This is a genomic window from Dysgonomonadaceae bacterium zrk40 (genome assembly GCA_016916535.1).
Classification (GTDB): domain Bacteria; phylum Bacteroidota; class Bacteroidia; order Bacteroidales; family Dysgonomonadaceae; genus Proteiniphilum.
On record CP070276.1, the window covers coordinates 897,749 to 916,801 of the forward strand.

Genomic DNA, 19,053 nt, shown 5'->3' on the forward strand with positions numbered 1-19,053 from the left:
TGTTTTTTTTGTATCTACAAGGCATTGACGGAATCTGCTGCGGCATGCCGGCCTCAACCCTACTCCTTGATGTAGATGCGTTTCACACGTGGGGATAGAGAGGTGAGAATCTCATAAGGAATGGTTCCGATCGATTCGGCCTGCTCAATGACCGAAAGCTGCTCCCCAAAGAGAATAACCACATCACCCTCCCGTGCAGGGATGTCAGTCACATCTACCATGCAGAGATCCATACAGACATTTCCAATGATGGGTGCCGGAAACCCGTTGATTAACACCTTCCCCCTGCGATTGCCAAACTGCCGGTTTAAGCCATCGGCATAACCAAAGCGTATGGTGGCAATGCGAGCATTCCGCGACAGCATCTCTTTTCTACCGTAACCAATTGTTTCGTTAGCAGCTACCTCCTTGATCTGAAGAATAGTTGTCTTCAGCGTAGAGACATTCCTCGGCCCCTGCAGACCACTGGCACTGATGCCATAAAGACCGATACCCAGTCGTGCCATGTCCCATTCCGCGGCCGGAAAACGCTCCATACCCGCTGAGTTGAGGATATGTTTCCATACTTTGTATTGCAATGCCTCCTCAATGGCATTGGCCGCCATATGAAAGCTATCCATCTGCTGACGGGTAAAATCATCGAACAACCAGCTTTCGCTGGCAGAAAGATGTGAAAACACAGAGAGCACTTTCAGTCCCTTCTGTTCACTTAGTCGTTCAGTCAGGACAGGAATCTGTTCGGGAAGGAAACCAAGCCGATGCATGCCGCTATCAATTTTCAGGTGTATGGGGTAGTCTGTGATTCCTCTTCTTTCTGCCTCTTTGATGTATGCCTCCAGGATCCTGAAGTTGTATACCTCCGGTTCAAGATCGTGTGTTAAAAGTTCCTCAAAGCCGTTCACCTCTGGATTGAGCACCATCACCGGCAACGTGATACCTTCATTTCTGAGGAGAATGCCCTCTTCGGCAACGGCCACGGCAAGGTAATCGCAGCGATGATACTGCAGAGTTTTGGCAATCTCGACGGCACCGGCACCATATCCGTTGGCTTTCACCATACAAACCAGCTTGGTATGAGGCTGAAGTTTCGACTTGTAGAAGTTAAAGTTGTGCACCACCGCATCAAGGTCCACCTCCAGTTGTGTCTCATGGATGCGCTCTTCAAGGAGTGTGCTGATTCGTTCGAAATGATATTTACGTGCCCCTTTTAAAAGGATCAGCTCTTCCCGGAATGTTTTCCAGAGACCTGAGCGAATGAACTCATCGGTGGAGGGAAAGAAAATCTTCTCCTGCTGCGCAAAAACCTCTCCGTTGGCTGATATTTCAGGCCCGATTCCGATTAATTTTTGAATCCCCCCCTGTTCCGTCAATTCCGCCACCCTCCGGTAAAGGGAACGGGGTGACAAGCCACTTTGCAGAATGTCGGAGAGAATCACTGTTTTTTTCAGAGATCCTTCCTGATGGCGTTGTTGCTGAAAATCGAGTGCGATCCGGATGGAGTTGATGTCGGAGTTATAGGTATCATTGATGATCAGGCATCCCTGTTTGCCTTTGCGTAACTCCAGGCGCATGGCTACCGGTTCAAGCTGTCTCATTCTATCGGCCAGCTCCGTTGGTGACACATGCAGGTAGAGAGCCACCGCCAGACAGCTGATGGCATTCTCGATCGAAGCCTCATCGGTAAAAGGGATCTGAAATGAGTATTCAAAGTTAAGGAAAGAGTAACGAATCAGTGTATGCGTTTCACTTTTTACTACATCGGAGATGTAAAGCGGTGCATCGCTGTTTCTCCTCGACCAGGAGAATGACTTCTGTGAAAGCACCATCAGATCAACACAACGCGATACAAGGTCGTTGTCTTCATCGTAGATAAAGACATCACAGTTGACGAAGAGCTCCAGTTTCTCCATACATTTTTGCTGGAGAGAGGTGAAATTCTCCTGGTGGGCCTCCCCTATCTTGGTCAGGACGCCGATGGTCGGTTTAATGATCGGTTCCAGCTGTTCCATCTCGTCGGGTTGCGAGATGCCGGCTTCAAAAATGCCCAGCGTGCTTTTTTCATCCAGTTGCCATACCGACAGGGGTACGCCAATCTGTGAGTTGTAACTGCGTGGAGATCGGGTGATGTTGTAATCTTTCTCCAGCAGTTGGTATAGCCACTCCTTAACGATGGTCTTCCCATTGCTTCCTGTGATGCCAATCACCGGTATCTCAAAGTGCGATCGGTGCCATCCAGCGATCTTCTGCAGCGCGGCAAGACTATTCTTCACCGGAAGAAAATTGGCATCGCTGAAGGCAGCCCACTCAGGGAGCATCTTTGTCACCACAAAACTGCGCACCCCTTCCTGATAGAGATCGGTCACAAATCGATGGGCATCGTTGCTGCGTGTTTCGAGTGCAAAGAAGAGAGTGGTAGCCGGATCAGTAAGTCTGCGACTGTCGGTCAGCATCTGACGGATCATGCAGGGATGCAGTATCTTTACCGGCAGTTGCAGGACTGATGCGATCTGTTGAATGGTGTAGTTCATATGTTTTTTTGTCACAAGTTCAGCTTTAATCTCTCCTCTTCACAGGAGATTGAGGGATGACGACGGGCAAACGCCTCCAGCTTCTCTCTCGTCTGTTGGCGAAAGCGACTGAAAGCCTCGCTGTCGGGATGTAGTGGACGATGTTCCAATGCCTGACGAATGACCGACCACTCTCTGTTCACCGCAACTGTTTCTGGAGAAAAACAGCATCGGGAGAATTCCTCCCATATATAATTCACCGCCAAGGAGGAGGGATGCAGCATATCATCACCATAGAAACGGTAATCACGTAGCTCGTCAAGCATAAGTTCATAGGCAGGGAAATAGTATAGCTGCCTTGGAAACAACGTTTGAAGTTGTTCAATTGCCAACATGAGAGTAGCCTTGCTCAGTTGGTTCTCATGTGCTCCATCCTTCATATGCCGGACGGGGCTTACCGTGAAAAGTATTTTCATTTGGGGATTAAGCTGAAACAGACGTTGAATCAGCACTACCCACTCCCGGGTGATTTCTCCGATCGACAGGCGAGTACGTTCAAACAGGTTTGCCGGTAATTTGTGACAGTTGGCTACAATTTTATCGTCATCTTTCCGGTGATAGGCCCAGGCAGTGCCAAAGGTGACCATCAGCAGATCAGTCAGCGGCAACAGAGCCACTGCTTTTTCAAATCGCTTGTTGATCAATTGCAGGCCCTCTTCCAACCGTGGTGATGAAAACGCACCGTGGTGCATCGGGCTGTGATACATCCCGTTGTAGTAAAAAAGATCATGCTCACTGAAGGGATTTCCTGAGATTATTCTCGCAAGAGCCTCTGACACAGAGAAGGGATTGTAGAGAATGCCAAAAGGATTGACATCCACACGAAACTTATGCGCAAGAAGCTTGCTGCCTATCTCTTCAGAAAAACAGGAACCAAGCATCATCATTTCAGTGCTGTGATTGATCATCACCTCACCTTCCGTAATATCAATGCGTGTACGAAATTCCATCTGTGTTGCCTCTCTATTGTCATACAAAAATAACAATAAAGCAACCATTATGCGAAAAGGAACCGATTATAATTTGTGAAAATGGGAATGGAAGGGATATAAAAAAGGAAAGGTTGTCTCACGACAACCAATCTTCATTGTTAACCTTAAATCTAATACCATGAAAAACACATTGCAAAGATAGGCGATTTTGTGTTATAAAACATAACTATTGAGCAGAAAAATCATCATTTTTGCACAGTTTAACTAAAAATGGCCCAATTCGCCTGATTCAAATAGGTTTTTCACATTTTATTCCACCCGAAGTACCAATCCTTTCAGATATTCCCCTTCCGGATGATAGATGTTGATGGGGTGGTCTGCCGGTTGCGACAATTGATGAAGGATCCTCACCTTTCTTCCCGATATGGCTGCTGCGCTGAAGACAGCAAGCCGGAATTGTTCCCTTGTAATGGCCTGAGAGCATGAGAAGCTGAAGAGAATGCCTCCGGGCGCAATTTTTGCCATGGCCGCCAGATTGAGCTTCTTGTACCCCTGGAGTGCATTGTTCACCGCACCGCGATGTTTGGCAAAGGCCGGAGGATCGAGCACCATCAGGTCATATTTACCTTCGGGAGTCTCTTTCAGATAACGGAATGCATCCTGGGAAAAAGAGTGGTGTCGGGGTTCATCACCGAAGTTCATCGTGATGTTTCGATCGGTGATGGAGACCGCTTTTGAGGAGCTGTCCACCGAATCGACCAGTGAGGCACCTCCACGCAGGCCGTAGACTGAGAAACCACCGGTGTAGCAGAACATGTTGAGCATTCGGCGGCCGGCTGCATGCTCTTCCAGCAGTTTCCTATTCTCACGCTGATCGATAAAGAACCCGGTCTTCTGCCCGCGGAGCCAGTCAATCTGGAACTGCAATCCGTTTTCAAGGGCAACGGCATCAGTCTGCTTCCCACCCCACAGATAGCCGTCCTGAGCACCCAGTTCAGCCTTAAAAGGCAGTGTCCCTTCCGATTTATAATAGATATGATTCAGGCCCTCTGTGACCATCACCTCTTTCAAAGCAGCCATGATCTGTTCCAGGTCACGGTGCATCCCCACCGAGTGGGCCTGTATCACGGCGGTGTCACCATAGATATCGATGATCAGTCCTGGCAGATTGTCCCCTTCACCATGCACCAAACGGTAGGTATTGTTGTCGCTACGCAACAGTTTCAGTTCTTTTCGCAACTGTAAGGCGCTGGTGAGCGCTGTCAGGTAGAAATCGTTGTCGATGGGCTGATCTTGGAAGGAGAGGATGCGCACAGCGATGCTGCCTATCTGGTAATGCCCCACACCCAGGAAGCTCCCGTCGGCAGCCAACACACGCACCACATCTCCCTCAGCGAGTGTAGAGGGTGCCTGGGTGAGAGCACCTGAGAAAACCCACGGATGAAAGCGCCTGAGCGATTCATCCTTTTTCGGTTTCAATTGAATTGATTGATACATCTTAATCTTGTTGTTTGGTTGTAGGGCTGTCGGAATCGACCAGATGGTTGTAGATGTGAAGGCAGGCCCAGGCATCGATGGCGGCATAGGCTTGCTGCGCGGGGGTCAGTTGAGGTGCCTCCCAGTTGGAGAGGCGCTGACTCTTTGATATCTTCTTTCCGAAGAGCAGGGCATATATCTTCTGCAGGCTGTTGTCATCGATGCCGAACTTGTCAACGAAAAGCTGCAGATCAATGAAGTTCTCAGGCTTACGTACCGATCGCTGCCTGATGGCAGCAAAGTCGTCACGCAGGGAGAGACCTATTTTTTTGATGTCGGGATTGCTCATAAGCTGTACCAATTCTTTGGGATAGCCGATACGGTTGAGACGGAAGAGATAGCAAACCTCATCGGTAGCCAGCTGCATCAGTGCCACCTTGTGGTTCTGTCCCCGCTTGAACGAAGGCTTTGTTTCTGTATCGAAACCTATGGCCTTATGGTTGCTGAGATAAGCTACAGCCGCTGCCACCTCCTCCTGATGATCTACAACAATTATGCTGCCGTTAAAGGTCTCTTTCGGCAATTCGGCCAGTTGCTCTTTGGTAATGGTTAATCCCACAATTCTTCAATGTTATTAATATCCGTTTCTTCATCGGTTCCATTCTCTTCAAACCTGCACTTTAGTGCATGCAGCGGGCGAAGCACATTCACCAGTTTCTGTCCCCAGTAGAGCAAAAAGTTCTCCCGGCAGACTGCCAATGCATCCTCCATCTGATCGGACAGTTCAAATTGATATACCGAAACAAAGTTACGGATATCCTGGTACAAATCGGCCAGATTCTCAGAGACAAATGCTGAAATGGGACGATCACTGTACTTCATCTCATCGACAAACACATCCAGATAAGTATCTTCTTCGCCCATCACCTCAGCAATGCGATTGACCACCCGTGCGTAATCCTCTTCCCGCACAAATGTGGGGGGCACCTCTTCGCTCAGCATCGATGCTTGTGGCAACAACAAGGTTTTCACATAGAGCAAGGGCAACAGTCTTAGCATCCTCTCCACCCACTCTTTTCGCGAAATCTCAGCCTCACTCTCCAGGAAGTGACAAAGCTCTGCTGCCACGGTTACAAAATCAATCACATTTTTGTGGTATGCTATTTGACTCTTCTCCTCTTTCTCCATGCTTCTCTTGTTTAATCTGTTCATCCGTTTGCAACTACAAAAATAGACAAAATTTCCGAGAACGAATGACAGGAAGCAAAGCCATTAAAGCAACAGGCATGAAGCGTCTATCACAGGGGGAGAATGAATGCATGCTGAAAGCACCTCTGTTTGGAGAAAAAGCGTGCAAAGATTTTGTGAATCCGATTGAAAATAATATCTTTGCATCCGACAAGAGAGAGGGAAGCAGGAAAAACCGCTTCCTTTTTTGTTCTTAAACGTTATGATGATCGACAAAAACATGCTTATCACCCTCACGGAGGAGTATCTGAAAGATACGACCAACTACCTGGTGGATCTCACCCTGGGTAGTGATAACAGCATCATCGTGGAGATTGACAACGATGAGGGTGTGGACATTGATCAGTGCGCTGCGTTGAGCCGTCACATAGAGGGTCAGCTTGACCGCGACAGCGAGGATTTTGAGTTGACAGTCACCTCGGCAGGACTCACATCTCCCTTCAAGACTGTGCGTCAGTACCGCAAGTATGAGGGCAAAGAGGTAGAGGTGCTCACCCGTACCGGTGTCAAGCACAGTGGTATCCTGCGTTCGTCTGATGATGAGGGTTTCACCCTGACGGTCACACGCAAGGTAAAACCTGAAGGGGCAAAACGCAAACAGGAAGTGGAAGAGGATCTCCGCTTCTCATACGATGATGTGAAACATACTAAATATCTTATACGATTCAAATAATATATGGGCAAGAAGAAAGAAACCATCAGTCTCATAGATACTTTTTCCGAATTCAACGAACTGAAGAATATCGACAAAGCTACACTGATCAGTGTGCTGGAAGAGTCGTTCCGCAATGTTATTTCAAAGGCGAACGGAACCGACGAGAATTACGATATCATCATCAATCCCGACAAGGGAGACCTGGAGATCTGGCGTAACCGCACCATTGTTGAAGATGACGAGCTGGAGGATCCCAACCTGGAGATCACGCTCAGCGAAGCACTGAAGATTGACGAAGATTTTGAGGTGGGAGAAGAGGTGACAGATGAGGTTTCACTAGAGCACTTCGGACGCCGCACCATCCTTAACCTGCGGCAAACGCTGGCATCCAAGATACTGGAACTGGAGAAGGACAACCTATACAACAAATACAAGGAGAAGGTTGGTGAGATCGTCTCGGGTGAAGTCTACCAGATCTGGAAGAAAGAACTGTTGCTGCTCGATGATGAGCACAACGAACTGATCCTGCCCAAGACCGAACAGATTCCGAGTGACTTCTTCCGGAAGGGAGAGCATGCACGCGCTGTGGTAGCCCGTGTGGAAAACAAGAACAACAATCCCAGGATCATCCTCTCACGCACCTCTCCGGTATTTCTGGAGCGGCTCTTCGAGCAGGAGATACCTGAGATCGCCGATGGGCTGATTACCATCAAGGGGATTGCACGCATCCCGGGTGAACGTGCCAAGGTGGCCGTTGAGGCCTACGATGATCGCATCGACCCGGTAGGTGCCTGTGTGGGGATGAAAGGATTCCGTATCCACGGCATCGTGCGTGAGTTGCGCAACGAGAACATCGACGTAATCAACTTCACCAACAACACCACGCTCTTCATCCAGCGTGCACTGAGTCCAGCCCGCATCAACTCCATTACCCTCAAAGAAGAGGAGAGGCGCGCAGAGGTATTCCTCAACCCTGAGGAGGTATCACTGGCCATCGGCAAAGGTGGCGCCAACATCAAGCTGGCCTCGATGCTTACAGGTTACAACATTGAAGTGTTCCGCGACATCGACGAGGTGGACGAAGAGGACATCTACCTGGATGAATTCCGCGACGAGATCGACGGATGGGTGATCGACCAGTTGAAGAAAATAGGCTGCTCTACCGCCAAGAACGTACTGGCCACGAGCCGTGAGCGGTTGATACGCGAAGCAGACCTGGAAGAGGACACCGTAGATGAAGTGTTGGCAATCCTTCGCTATGAATTTGAAGAAGAGGAGGCAGCAGAAGAAGAAGGCGACAGCGACGCTGAATTTGGCAACGAGTTCTCCGGTGAGGAGGAGGATGCCGATTTAGTCTCCAACCAGGAGGATACCGATCTAAACTCCGAGCAGGAGGATGCAGATAGCGGGCAAGCCGAAGAGACTGAAGAAGAGGAAGAGGTGAAGTAACAGACATTGCATCACCCCAAAAAAGCCTGACAACCTATACTGTTCACAGATAAAATAACCAGAGAAAGGGATAGAAGATATATATGCCTATTAGATTAATAAAAGTATCGAAGAATTTGAATGTAGGAATCAACACGTTGGTTGAATTTCTGCATAAGAAAGGTATTGAAGTAGAAGCAAATCCTAATGCAAAAATTGAGGATGAACAGTACGATATACTGATCGCCGAATTCGGTAAAGATAAGAATATCCGCCGGGAGGCGACCGAGACACGCGAGAAGATGCACCGCCGTGACGAGAAGAGGGAGACCGTAGCCATTGAAGGTTACGAGCTACCTGAAGTGGAGGCTCCCAAGAAGAAGGCTGAGAAAGAGGTGATTGAAACCGAAATTCCCAAAGAGATGAAACCTCACTTCAACGTGGTGGGCAGCATCGACCTCGACAACGTGGGAAAGAAGAAAAGTGAACCAAAACGTGAAGCACAGCAGACTGCTGTTGAAGAATCAGCGGAAAAGCAAAGCGAGCAGAAAATAGATCTTCCCGTAGAAGAGAAAACTCAATCGGAGCCCCCGACAGCTGAATCAAAAGAGCATGATGCCGACCTGAAAAAGGAGCAAGAACCTATCACGCCTCCCGAAGTTGTTGAAACACCGGCAGAAGCCACTCCTGCTGAGGAGACTGCCCCACAGGCAGAAGCCACTCCCCGCCAAGCAACCGAAACTGAGGAGGAGCATGTGTTGCCGGTTGAGGGAAGCGATACAAAACATCCAAGCGAGCTTGCTGAGAAATTGAAGGAAGCTGAGCCGGAATCACCTCCAGCCACAGCAGCAGAGATAGCAGAAACGGCAGAAACGGAAACAGCAGAAACGGAAACTGAAGAGACGACTGAAACAGAAACTGAAGAAACGGCAGAGACAAAAAACAGTGACAATCTGTTCCGTCTCAATAAGAACAAGCTGGAATCGAACATCGTGGTGAAGGGGTCTATCGACCTTGACGCCATCAATGACCGTACCCGCCCGCAACGCAAATCGCGTGCCCAACGCAAAAAAGAGCGTCTGGAGCGTGAGCAGAAGACTGTAGACGGGAAGAAGCTGAAAGAGGAAAAGGTAAAACTGCTGAAGAAAGAGGCAATCGATGAGAAGAAAAAACCGGTTGTCAGTGAGAGTGAAGAGGATCTGAAGAAGAAAAAACGAAAGAGAATCCGCACCGCAAAGGTAAACATTGATAAACCGGGCAGCTTTGGGCAGACCTCCCGTGGTGACCGGAAGCCTTCGCTTCGTAAACCTGTCAAGGCTGAGGTGAGCGATGAGGATGTACAGAAGCAGATCAAAGAGACGCTGGCACGACTCACCGAGAAAAAAGGCAAGAAGGGCGGCGCCAAATATCGTCGCGAGAAGAGAGAAGCAAGTGCACACAGGCAACAGGAGGAGTTGATGCAACAGGAAAAGCAGAGCCGCGTGCTTCAGCTGACCGAATTTGTAACAGCCAACGACCTGGCCAACATGATGAACGTACCGGTCACCAATGTGATCTCCACCTGTATGAGCCTTGGAGTGATGGTGGCCATCAACCAGCGACTTGATGCAGAAACGATCAACATCGTGGCTGAGGAGTATGGTTACAAGACTCAGTTCGTGAGTGCCGACGTGATTGAAGCCATTTCCGAAGAGGTTGATGCAGACGAGGATCTGGTATCACGTCCTCCTATCGTGACGGTGATGGGCCATGTGGACCACGGTAAGACTTCATTGCTGGACAGCATCCGCAACACCAATGTGATTGCCGGTGAAGCGGGTGGAATCACACAGCACATCGGAGCATACAACGTACAGCTGGAGGATGGACGCAAGATCACCTTCCTCGACACCCCGGGTCACGAGGCCTTCACCGCCATGCGTGCACGTGGTGCCAAGGCTACTGATGTTGCCATCATCATTGTGGCTGCCGACGACAACGTGATGCCTCAGACTGTTGAAGCAATCAACCATGCAGGGGCAGCGGGAGTACCAATTGTTTTTGCCATCAACAAGATTGACAAGCCGGGTGCCAACCCTGAAAAGATAAAGGAACGCCTGGCCGAAATGAACTACCTGGTAGAGGACTGGGGCGGCAAGTACCAGTCGCAGGACATCTCAGCAAAGAATGGCATCGGTATACAGGAGCTACTAGAGAAGGTGTTGCTTGAAGCAGATATGCTTGATCTGAAAGCCAATCCCGACCGACGTGCCTCCGGTTCGATCATTGAGTCGGAGCTTGACAAGGGTCGTGGCTATGTCTCCACCGTACTGGTGGAAAACGGCACCCTGCACCAGGGTGACATCGTGCTGGCCGGCGCCTATTACGGACGTGTGAAGGCAATGTTCAATGAACGCAACCAGCGAATTGAGAAAGCCGCACCGGCTGAGCCGGCACTGATCCTCGGACTGAACGGTGCTCCTCAGGCGGGTGACACCTTCAACGTGATGGAAACCGAGCAGGAAGCACGATCCATCGCCAACCGCCGCGAGCAATTGCAACGAGAGCAGTCGCTCCGTACGCAGAAGATGCTCACCCTCGACGACATAGGCCGCCGCATTGCCATCGGCAACTTCCAGCAACTGAATATCATCGTCAAGGGTGACGTGGACGGATCGGTAGAAGCACTCTCCGACTCACTGATACGACTCTCTACGGAAGAGATACAGGTGAACGTGATCCACAAGGCAGTTGGTCAGATCTCAGAGTCTGATGTCACGCTGGCAGCTGCTTCCGATGCAATCATCATCGGCTTCCAGGTGCGTCCTTCACTGGGTGCTCGCAAAGAAGCAGAAAAAGAGGGAGTGGACATCCGTCTCTACTCCATCATCTACGCCGCCATCGAAGAGGTAACGGCAGCCATGGAAGGGATGCTTGCTCCCGAGGTGAAAGAAGAGATCACCGGAAACGTCGAGGTGCTTGACGTCTTTAAGATCTCGAAGGTGGGTACTGTTGCCGGCAGCATGGTTCGCGACGGCAAGATCAAGCGATCGAGCCGCATACGCCTGATTCGCGACGGTATCGTGATCTTCACCGGAGAGCTCGATTCACTGAAGCGATTCAAGGAGGATGCACGTGAAGTGAGCTCGGGCTACGAGTGCGGGATCACAATCCGCAACTTCAACGACATCAAGGTGGGAGACACCATTGAGGCATTTGAAGAGACAGAAGAGAAAAGAACATTGTAAGAAAGTCCCTTTACAATATGCAGGGCTCTACCACACCAGTGAGAAGCCCGGGGGCAGAAGTGTATAACCAGTTGACATTGTTATTTTAATTCCTACCCTGAAAGCGACTGCATCTGTCCGATATCGGGCAGATGCGGCCGCAACACACAGGGATGGAAAAAAAGGATGATTATGACAAAAAGAATTTTTTTTACGCTTGCGGCATATCTGATGTTGGCTACTACTGCTGCTTATGCACAACAAATGGTGAGCGTGGCCTACGTGAACAGCGAGGAGCTGTTGGAAGCTTTTCCCGAAAAAAAGCTTGCTGTTGAGCAATTGGTCGCCTTAAACGAAAACTACAAGAAAGAACTGGAGTTGATGCAGAGCGAATACAACAAGAAATATTCCGACTATATCACCTACCAGGCATCGCTTGCAGAGAACATCAAGCTGCGCAGGATGCAGGAGTTGACAGAACTCGAAAACAGAATACAACAGTTCATGGAGCTTGCACAACAGGATATAGAGCACCAGGAACAGGGACTGTTGGATCCGCTCCGGGAGAAGATCCGCGAAGCGATACATGCAGTGGGTCTCGAACACCGTTTCACGGTGATTTACGACCTGGCCGATGAGGGTATAGCCTTTGTTTCGCCCGAGGCTGTGGATGCCAATCCGCTTGTTAGAAACAAGCTGGGGATAAACTAATATTTTCATCTGTGAATCGTGATGTTACCAACGGTGGCCGGTCCCATCGGCATATTTGATTCTGGTTACGGCGGACTGACGGTTCTGTCGGCCATTAAATCTTTGTTGCCGCAATATGACTACCTCTACCTGGGGGACAACGCCCGGGCACCCTACGGTAGTCGTTCCTTCGACACTGTTTACCATTTCACACGGGAAGCGGTTGAATGGCTGTTCAGCAGTGGCTGCCACCTGGTGATCCTGGCCTGCAACACCGCATCGGCAAAAGCATTGCGCACCATTCAGCAACGAGACCTGCCAACCATTGATCCTGAACGAAGGGTGCTGGGGGTTATTCGCCCAACATCAGAGCAGGTGGCTGAGATGACCAGCAGTGATCATATCGGTGTACTCGGCACTGAAGGAACCATCCAGTCACGTTCTTATGAAATTGAAATCAACAAGCTGCATCCGCACCTCACCATATCTGGCGAAGCCTGTCCGATGTGGGTGCCGCTGGTAGAAAACAGGGAGCACGACAAGCCGGGAGCCGACTATTTCGTGCGACAGCATCTGGAACAACTGATGGCGAAAGACCCGCTGATCGACACCATCATCCTGGGCTGCACCCATTATCCGCTGTTGCTTGACAAGATAATGCAACACCTGCCCGCTGGCACAAAGGTGCTCACACAGGGCAGCTACGTGGCTGAAAGCCTCAAAGATTACCTTGCACGTCACCAGGAGATGGATGCTAAATGTACAAAAGGCGGCATGGTACGCTACTATACCACCGACGCCTCCGATAAGTTTAACCAACTGGCATCAATCTTTATGCGTGAGCGGGTTGATGCCCGACAAATCAAACTGGAAAAACTATGACAAACTGGTTCGATCTTACAGTTGGCATTCTGCTGCTCATTGCAGTGATCAACGGTTATCGCAAGGGTTTGATTATGCAGCTGGTGGGACTGGCCATCCTGCTGTTATCTGTCATTTTTGGCGGCAGGGTGGCAGAAATGATCCTTCCTCATCTTACGGGATGGATCAATCTTTCACCCGAAGCAGCACGTGTGCTCTCCTTCCTCCTTGCTTTTGCCGCAATAGCAATAGCACTCACTCTTGTGGGCAAACTCATTCAAAAATTTTTCGATTTGGTACTGCTCAGTTTCCTGAATCGTCTTGGAGGCGCAGTAATTGCGGCAGGCACCATGATGCTTTTCCTGAGCGTCCTGCTCAACCTTGTCTTACTGCTTGACCGCAGTGAGACTGTGATCAATCCTCAAATAAAACAGGATTCCTTTTTCTATTCGAGGGTTGAGGCCGTGGTACCGGCCATCGTTCCGCATCTGAACAGCCGTTTCTGGGATGAGTATGTCCCAAAAAGTTATCGTGAAGAGATAGAAAAGAAATCAGACAGCCTCTATCAATCGATTCCGGAGGGACAACCTGTTGATTCAAGCTATCAGAAACGTTATTTCGAGGTAAATTAGGAGAGATGAAATTTGAAATTCACAAGGAGGGCAAAGCTCCTCTAATTCGTATCTTAGTTGTGTTGATTCTGTTCAATACAGCATCATTCATGTTGTTCCCCGACACAATCTTCACAGTCTTGCTCCTGGGAGTTTCAATTGCTTTCTTCGCTACCGCGCTCAACTTCTACAAACAGCCTGAACGAACCTACAAGGGGGACCTGCACGGATTGGTCAACGCCCCTACCGATGGCCGTATCGTGGTGATTGAAAAGGTCTTTGAGAAAGAGTTCTTTCAGGAGGAACGCATTCAGATTTCCATCTTCATGTCGCTTTTCAATGCTCATTCCAACTGGGTTCCCGTATCAGGAAAGATCACGCACTACTCGCACGTGGCAGGCAATTTCTACCGTGCCTACCTGCCCAAGTCGAGTCATGAAAACGAACATACCAACATCCTGATTGAAACGCCCGAGCATGGCACCATCCTCACCAAACAGATCGCAGGGGCCGTGGCACGCCGTATCGTCACTTATGTGAAAGAAGGTGATGAACTGCACATCGGTTCACCGCTTGGCTTTATCAAACTCGGCTCACGCATGGACATCTTCCTGCCGCTGGACAGCGAGATACTAGTTTCAATGGGTGAGGAGGTTAGAGCCAACATCACCTTCCTGGCTCGACTTAACAAACAAAATAAATAATGTGACATGAGGAAGCAGATACCCAATCTCATCACACTGCTCAACCTCCTGGCCGGTTGTATTGCCATCACCATGGCTTTCCGTGGAAATTTCACAGCGGTTGTCATATGGGTAGCGTTGGCGGCACTCTTCGACTTCCTGGACGGGATGGCGGCGCGGTTGCTCAATGCTTACTCCCCCATAGGAAAAGAGCTGGATTCGTTGGCTGATGTGGTCAGCTTTGGTGTAGCTCCGGCGATGGCTGTTTACGTGTTGCTGCGCGATTATCTCTCACTGCCGGAAGCATTGAGTGGTATGTCGCCATTTGTTCCGTTCTTTGCGTTTCTGATTCCCCTTTTTTCAGCCTATCGCCTGGCGAAGTTCAACCTCGACGAGCGACAGAGCAGCTCCTTCCTTGGTCTTCCCACACCGGCTAATGCTCTTTTCTGGATCAGCTATTGCTACGGCATGGTGCAGTTGTCTCCACTGGATGACAAGTTCCTATACCTGACTTATGCGTTGATCCTGCTCCTCTCTCTTCTGATGGTGAGTGAGATTACCATGTTCTCACTTAAGATCAAATCGTTGCAACTGGAAGGAAACAGACAACAGTTTACCCTGTTATTGTTATCAGCGGCATTGATCGCAGTATGGGGAGTCACCGGCATTGCCTGGTCGATTCTTACATATATCGCTCTATCGATGTTAACGTCACTTATCAAAAAACGAACAAACAAATAAGGAATCATTCACGCAATTCGTTTCTCTTTTCATGGACTCTGGGATTACAAACCGTTAAATATTATAAAGCGGGAGATGTGAACAATCGAAATTCGTATCTTTACATCTTAGAGCATTTAATCAGCAACATTCTATGGGATTTCTAATCAAATTTCTCCTTTTTTTTGTAGCCGCTTATCTTCTGATGAAAAGATTGGTGGCATTTCTTACGGGCAAACGCAACGGACAATCGGCCGCAAACCGTCAAACTTCCCAAAGCCAGCCTAAACAGCCCGAAACTCAAGAAGATAGAATCATTGAGTATCAAAAGAAAACTTTCGAGAAGAGCGAAGCTGAGGATGTTGAGTTCACCGAAATTAAACAACCACTGGGAGAATCATAACCATACCTGTTGCTTTATTCTCCAAAAAAGTGGCTATTTTTGCCTTCGATCGGAATTTACCAAAATCATATAAGAAAATTTTTACATTCAGAGAATATGACAGATATTTTTGATAGGCTGAAGAGTGTCAGCGGTCCGCTGGAGCAGTACCGACAAAAAGCAGACGGTTATTTTGCATTCCCCGAGTTGGAAGGAGAGATTGGTCCCCGCATGCGTTTCATGGGACGCGAGATGATCACCTGGAGCCTGAACAACTACCTGGGACTGGCCAACCACCCCGAAGTGAGAAAGGCAGACGCAGAAGCTGCCGCCCAGTGGGGCATGGCTTACCCGATGGGTGCACGCATGATGTCGGGGCAGACCAAATACCACCGTGAGCTGGAAGAGAAGCTGGCCCGCTTCGAGAAGAAGGAGGCAGCCTACCTGCTCAACTACGGCTACCAGGGAATGGTCTCCATCATCGACTCGCTGGTGTCTCGCAACGATGTGATCGTCTACGACTCCGAGTCGCACGCCTGCATCATGGATGGCATCTTCCTCCACAAGGCCAAGGGCGGTAAGAGCTTTGTCTTCCCGCACAACGATATGGAACGCTGTGAGAAGATGCTCGGCTTCGCCACGAAAAATGCAGAAGAACATGGCGGAGGCATCCTGGTGATCACTGAAGGGGTTTTCGGCATGTCGGGCGATCTGGGTAACTTACCGGGGATCATAAAGCTGCGCGAGAAATATAGCTTCCGCCTGCTTATCGACGATGCCCACGGCTTCGGCACCATGGGTGAGACCGGTGCGGGTGCCAGTGAGCACTTCGGGCTGATGGACGAGGTGGACATCTACTTCGGCACCTTCGCAAAGTCAATGGCCGGCATCGGCGCCTTTGTCGCCTCCGAGAAGGCAATCATCGACTCACTGAAATACAACATGCGCTCCCAGATCTTTGCCAAGTCGCTTCCCATGCCCATGGTAATCGGTGCCCTGAAGCGTCTCGAGATCCTGCAATCACAGCCAGAGCTGAAAGAGAACCTTTGGAAGGTCGCCAGATCTCTGCAGGAGGGACTGGTAGCCGAAGGTTTCAACATCGGCAACACCGAGTCGCCTGTGACGCCGGTCTACTTCAGCGGTTCCGTACCGGAAGGGACCAACATCGTGATCGACCTGCGCGAGAACCACGGCATCTTCTGCTCTATCGTAGTCTACCCGGTAGTACCGAAAGGGGTGCTGATGCTGCGTCTGATCCCCACCGCCTCGCACACGTTGGCAGAGGTGGAACGTACCATCGAGGTGTTCAAAGTGATCAAGCAAAACCTTGCAGATGGCAAGTATCAGTCGGACGAGATGCGCACCATGTCGGTGAACGCATAAATTTCCAACCGGAGGGACCTGCTTCCTCACAGAAAAAATCAGTAGATGCTAAGAGTCAAGATACAGCACAAGTATCACCTGCAGTGCACGCAGTGTGGTCACGTGACCCCCAACTTCTGGACCTGGTTCGACCAGGGACAGCAGTGTCCCTCCTGCGGGAGCAAACACTCCGAGGTGTGGTACAACCGGCGTTACCAGCGACTGGCGCGCATCATCAAACGGAAGCCCGACAGTTTCTGGCACTACTTCCCCTTCCTGCCCCTCTTACGCCGGCGTCACATCATCTCCCGCAATGAAGGAGCGGTGCCAGTGGAACGATGGAGTTTCCTGGAGGCGTTTGCCCGTGAGAAATATGGTCTGGATATCAAGGTTCACGTCTACCGTAACGACCTGAACGGTGGTACGGGCACCTTCAAAGACCCCGCGGCATCGATGGCTGCCAGCCTCTTCAATGAACTGGGCATCAAGCAGTATTGCATCGCTTCCACCGGCAATTCAGCAACAGCTTATGCCAAGTACCTCTCCATGGCGAAAGTGAACTGCTCGGTCTTCATGCCGGAGGATGCCATCAAGACTTCTGAGGCAACCATCAGCTCCTACGGACAACAGGTCTTCCGGGTGAAGGGAGACTATGCGAAAGCGAAGGAGATCGCTGCAGGCTACGCGAAGATTCACGGCATCCCCATGTCGACCGGCAACATCGACCCCATACGGGTGGAGGCGAAGAAGACGATGGTGTTTGAGTGGCTGCGCCAGATGGATCAGTTCCCCGATGTATACATCCAGGCGGTGAGCGGTGGTACCGGTCCCATCGCCATCGACAAGGGTATCCGTGAGATCAGCCATCTCTATCCTGAATTGAAGAACCCCCGTTTCCTGCTGGTGCAGAGCGACGGTTGCGACCCGATGGTGCAGGCATGGGAGCAGGCGGAGGCCAACGGCTTTCCAGAAGGTTTCGAGAAGGAGTACCCCATAATCGACAACCCGGCCACGGAGGTCCCCACGCTGGCCACTGGCAATCCTGCCAGCTATCCCATCATCGCGAAGCTGGTAAAAAAATCGGGAGGCACTTTCCTCCGCATGCGTGAGGAAAAGCTGGTTGCGGTGGGTAAGCTCACCGCCTACGAGCAGAAGGTGATCCCCGGTCCCGCCTCAGCGGTCTGCCTGGCCGGCTTTTTCATTGCCCTCAGAAAGAACCTGATCAAGGATGGGGAGACGGTACTTCTCAACATCGGCGAGGGGCCCAACCGAGCTCCGCTTTTCCTGGAACAGATGATATATACCTCACACAACGTGAGCAACGTGGAGGAGTGCGCCCCCCACTCCATAGAGGATTATCGCAAAGAGCTCTGGAACGAAGTGCTGGAATAGGAGAGCTTAAAAAAAAGATGTCAACCAAACCCGTCATATGGATCACGGGAGCTTCCTCCGGAATCGGGGAGGCGACTGCCTTCCGGTTCGCACAGGAGCAGGCAAGCCTCATCCTCACCGCCACGCGGACAGAGCGGCTGGCAGAGGTACAACAGGAGTGCATCCGACGGGGAGCACGCTGCGAGATACTGCCCTGTGACCTCTCAGAGCTGAGCACCCTCGATGCGGTGACCGACAAGGCGCTGGCATTCTTCGGCAGGATCAATATCGCCTTCCTCAACGCCGGCATCAGCCAGCGGACGAAGGTGCTGGATACCTCCCCGCTTGTGGACCAGAAAATAATGAACCTCAACTTCTTTGCACCAACAATGATTGCCCGACGCCTACTGCCACCGATGATTGCACAGGGAGGCGGCACGATAGCCGTCACCACCAGCATCGCCGGTCGTTTCGGCTTCCCGCTTCGGTCGGCATACGCCTCCTCCAAGTTCGCGCTCTACGGCTTCTTTGAAACCTTGCAGGCTGAGTATCATGACGACCGCATCCGGGTTGTGATGGTTTGCCCCGGCAGGGTGCAAACGCAGATCTCCGTCAACGCGCTGGAGGGCGATGGCAAGAAGCACGGCAGGATGGATGAGGGGCAGCAGAACGGAATCACCGCGGAGAAGGCTGCCCGCAAGATCGTGAAGGCAATCAAAAAGCAGAAGCCGGAGGTGCTGGTAGGAGGTCCCGAGCTGCTGATGGTCTACATCAAACGATTCCTGCCGGCGCTATCGCGCAGGCTGGTACGTCGTATCAACGCTACCTGAGACAACAAGAATTATTTTTTCAATCAACCAC

18 protein-coding genes are annotated in these 19,053 nt (G+C 50.6%); 13 read left to right on the forward strand and 5 right to left on the reverse strand.

Translation table 11 applies throughout. The features are described from left to right. Positions 1-59: 59 nt before the first annotated feature. The 5 genes from JS578_03960 to JS578_03980 form a co-directional block, all read right to left on the reverse strand. On the reverse strand, positions 60-2,528 hold the full coding sequence (locus JS578_03960) for a bifunctional UDP-N-acetylmuramoyl-tripeptide:D-alanyl-D-alanine ligase/alanine racemase (protein ID QRX64412.1): 2,469 nt from the start codon (positions 2,526-2,528) through the stop codon (positions 60-62). An 11-nt stretch (positions 2,529-2,539) separates the two neighbouring features. Next, complete coding sequence (locus JS578_03965) at positions 2,540-3,517, reverse strand: GSCFA domain-containing protein (protein QRX64413.1); 978 nt, start codon at positions 3,515-3,517, stop codon at positions 2,540-2,542. Positions 3,518-3,808: 291 nt separating this feature from the next. Beyond that, positions 3,809-4,996: a class I SAM-dependent rRNA methyltransferase gene (locus JS578_03970; protein ID QRX64414.1), complete on the reverse strand. Its 1,188-nt coding sequence runs from the start codon at positions 4,994-4,996 to the stop codon at positions 3,809-3,811. 1 nt (position 4,997) lies between these two features. After that, positions 4,998-5,594: a 3'-5' exonuclease domain-containing protein 2 gene (locus tag JS578_03975; GenBank protein ID QRX64415.1), complete on the reverse strand. Its 597-nt coding sequence runs from the start codon at positions 5,592-5,594 to the stop codon at positions 4,998-5,000. Then, on the reverse strand, positions 5,585-6,163 hold the full coding sequence (locus tag JS578_03980; protein ID QRX64909.1) for a DUF5063 domain-containing protein: 579 nt from the start codon (positions 6,161-6,163) through the stop codon (positions 5,585-5,587). Before JS578_03980 ends, JS578_03975 begins: the two co-directional genes overlap by 10 nt. Positions 6,164-6,228: 65 nt before the next feature. Here JS578_03980 and JS578_03985 point away from each other — a divergent pair, with 65 nt between their 5' ends. The 13 genes from JS578_03985 to JS578_04045 all read left to right on the forward strand — a co-directional run bounded on the left by JS578_03985 (position 6,229) and on the right by JS578_04045 (position 19,022). Further along, positions 6,229-6,420: a hypothetical protein gene (locus JS578_03985; GenBank protein ID QRX64416.1), complete on the forward strand. Its 192-nt coding sequence runs from the start codon at positions 6,229-6,231 to the stop codon at positions 6,418-6,420. An 8-nt stretch (positions 6,421-6,428) separates the two neighbouring features. Continuing rightward, positions 6,429-6,896, forward strand: coding sequence for a ribosome assembly cofactor RimP (rimP, locus tag JS578_03990; GenBank protein ID QRX64910.1), 468 nt, complete (start codon positions 6,429-6,431; stop codon positions 6,894-6,896). Between the two features lie 3 nt (positions 6,897-6,899). Beyond that, complete coding sequence (gene nusA / locus JS578_03995; GenBank protein ID QRX64417.1) at positions 6,900-8,327, forward strand: transcription termination/antitermination protein NusA; 1,428 nt, start codon at positions 6,900-6,902, stop codon at positions 8,325-8,327. An 83-nt stretch (positions 8,328-8,410) separates the two neighbouring features. Then, positions 8,411-11,533, forward strand: a complete 3,123-nt coding sequence (infB, locus tag JS578_04000; GenBank protein QRX64418.1) for a translation initiation factor IF-2 — start codon at positions 8,411-8,413, stop codon at positions 11,531-11,533. Between the two features lie 210 nt (positions 11,534-11,743). Next, positions 11,744-12,223: an OmpH family outer membrane protein gene (locus JS578_04005; GenBank protein ID QRX64911.1), complete on the forward strand. Its 480-nt coding sequence runs from the start codon at positions 11,744-11,746 to the stop codon at positions 12,221-12,223. A 21-nt stretch (positions 12,224-12,244) separates the two neighbouring features. Then, positions 12,245-13,084: a glutamate racemase gene (murI, locus tag JS578_04010; GenBank protein QRX64419.1), complete on the forward strand. Its 840-nt coding sequence runs from the start codon at positions 12,245-12,247 to the stop codon at positions 13,082-13,084. Then, complete coding sequence (locus tag JS578_04015; GenBank protein ID QRX64420.1) at positions 13,081-13,695, forward strand: CvpA family protein; 615 nt, start codon at positions 13,081-13,083, stop codon at positions 13,693-13,695. The genes murI and JS578_04015 overlap by 4 nt, the downstream gene beginning before the upstream one ends. Positions 13,696-13,700: 5 nt before the next feature. Then, on the forward strand, positions 13,701-14,378 hold the full coding sequence (locus JS578_04020; GenBank protein QRX64421.1) for a phosphatidylserine decarboxylase family protein: 678 nt from the start codon (positions 13,701-13,703) through the stop codon (positions 14,376-14,378). Between the two features lie 6 nt (positions 14,379-14,384). After that, a complete protein-coding gene (gene pssA, locus JS578_04025; GenBank protein ID QRX64422.1) occupies positions 14,385-15,098 on the forward strand; it encodes a CDP-diacylglycerol--serine O-phosphatidyltransferase in 714 nt (237 codons plus the stop codon). A 133-nt stretch (positions 15,099-15,231) separates the two neighbouring features. After that, complete coding sequence (locus JS578_04030) at positions 15,232-15,480, forward strand: hypothetical protein (protein QRX64423.1); 249 nt, start codon at positions 15,232-15,234, stop codon at positions 15,478-15,480. Between the two features lie 96 nt (positions 15,481-15,576). Then, complete coding sequence (locus tag JS578_04035) at positions 15,577-16,842, forward strand: pyridoxal phosphate-dependent aminotransferase family protein (protein ID QRX64424.1); 1,266 nt, start codon at positions 15,577-15,579, stop codon at positions 16,840-16,842. Between the two features lie 45 nt (positions 16,843-16,887). Beyond that, positions 16,888-18,213 (forward strand): pyridoxal-phosphate dependent enzyme, encoded by a 1,326-nt coding sequence (locus tag JS578_04040; protein QRX64425.1) that lies wholly within the window; start codon positions 16,888-16,890, stop codon positions 18,211-18,213. 17 nt (positions 18,214-18,230) lie between these two features. Continuing rightward, positions 18,231-19,022: an SDR family NAD(P)-dependent oxidoreductase gene (locus tag JS578_04045; GenBank protein ID QRX64426.1), complete on the forward strand. Its 792-nt coding sequence runs from the start codon at positions 18,231-18,233 to the stop codon at positions 19,020-19,022. Positions 19,023-19,053: the final 31 nt, after the last annotated feature.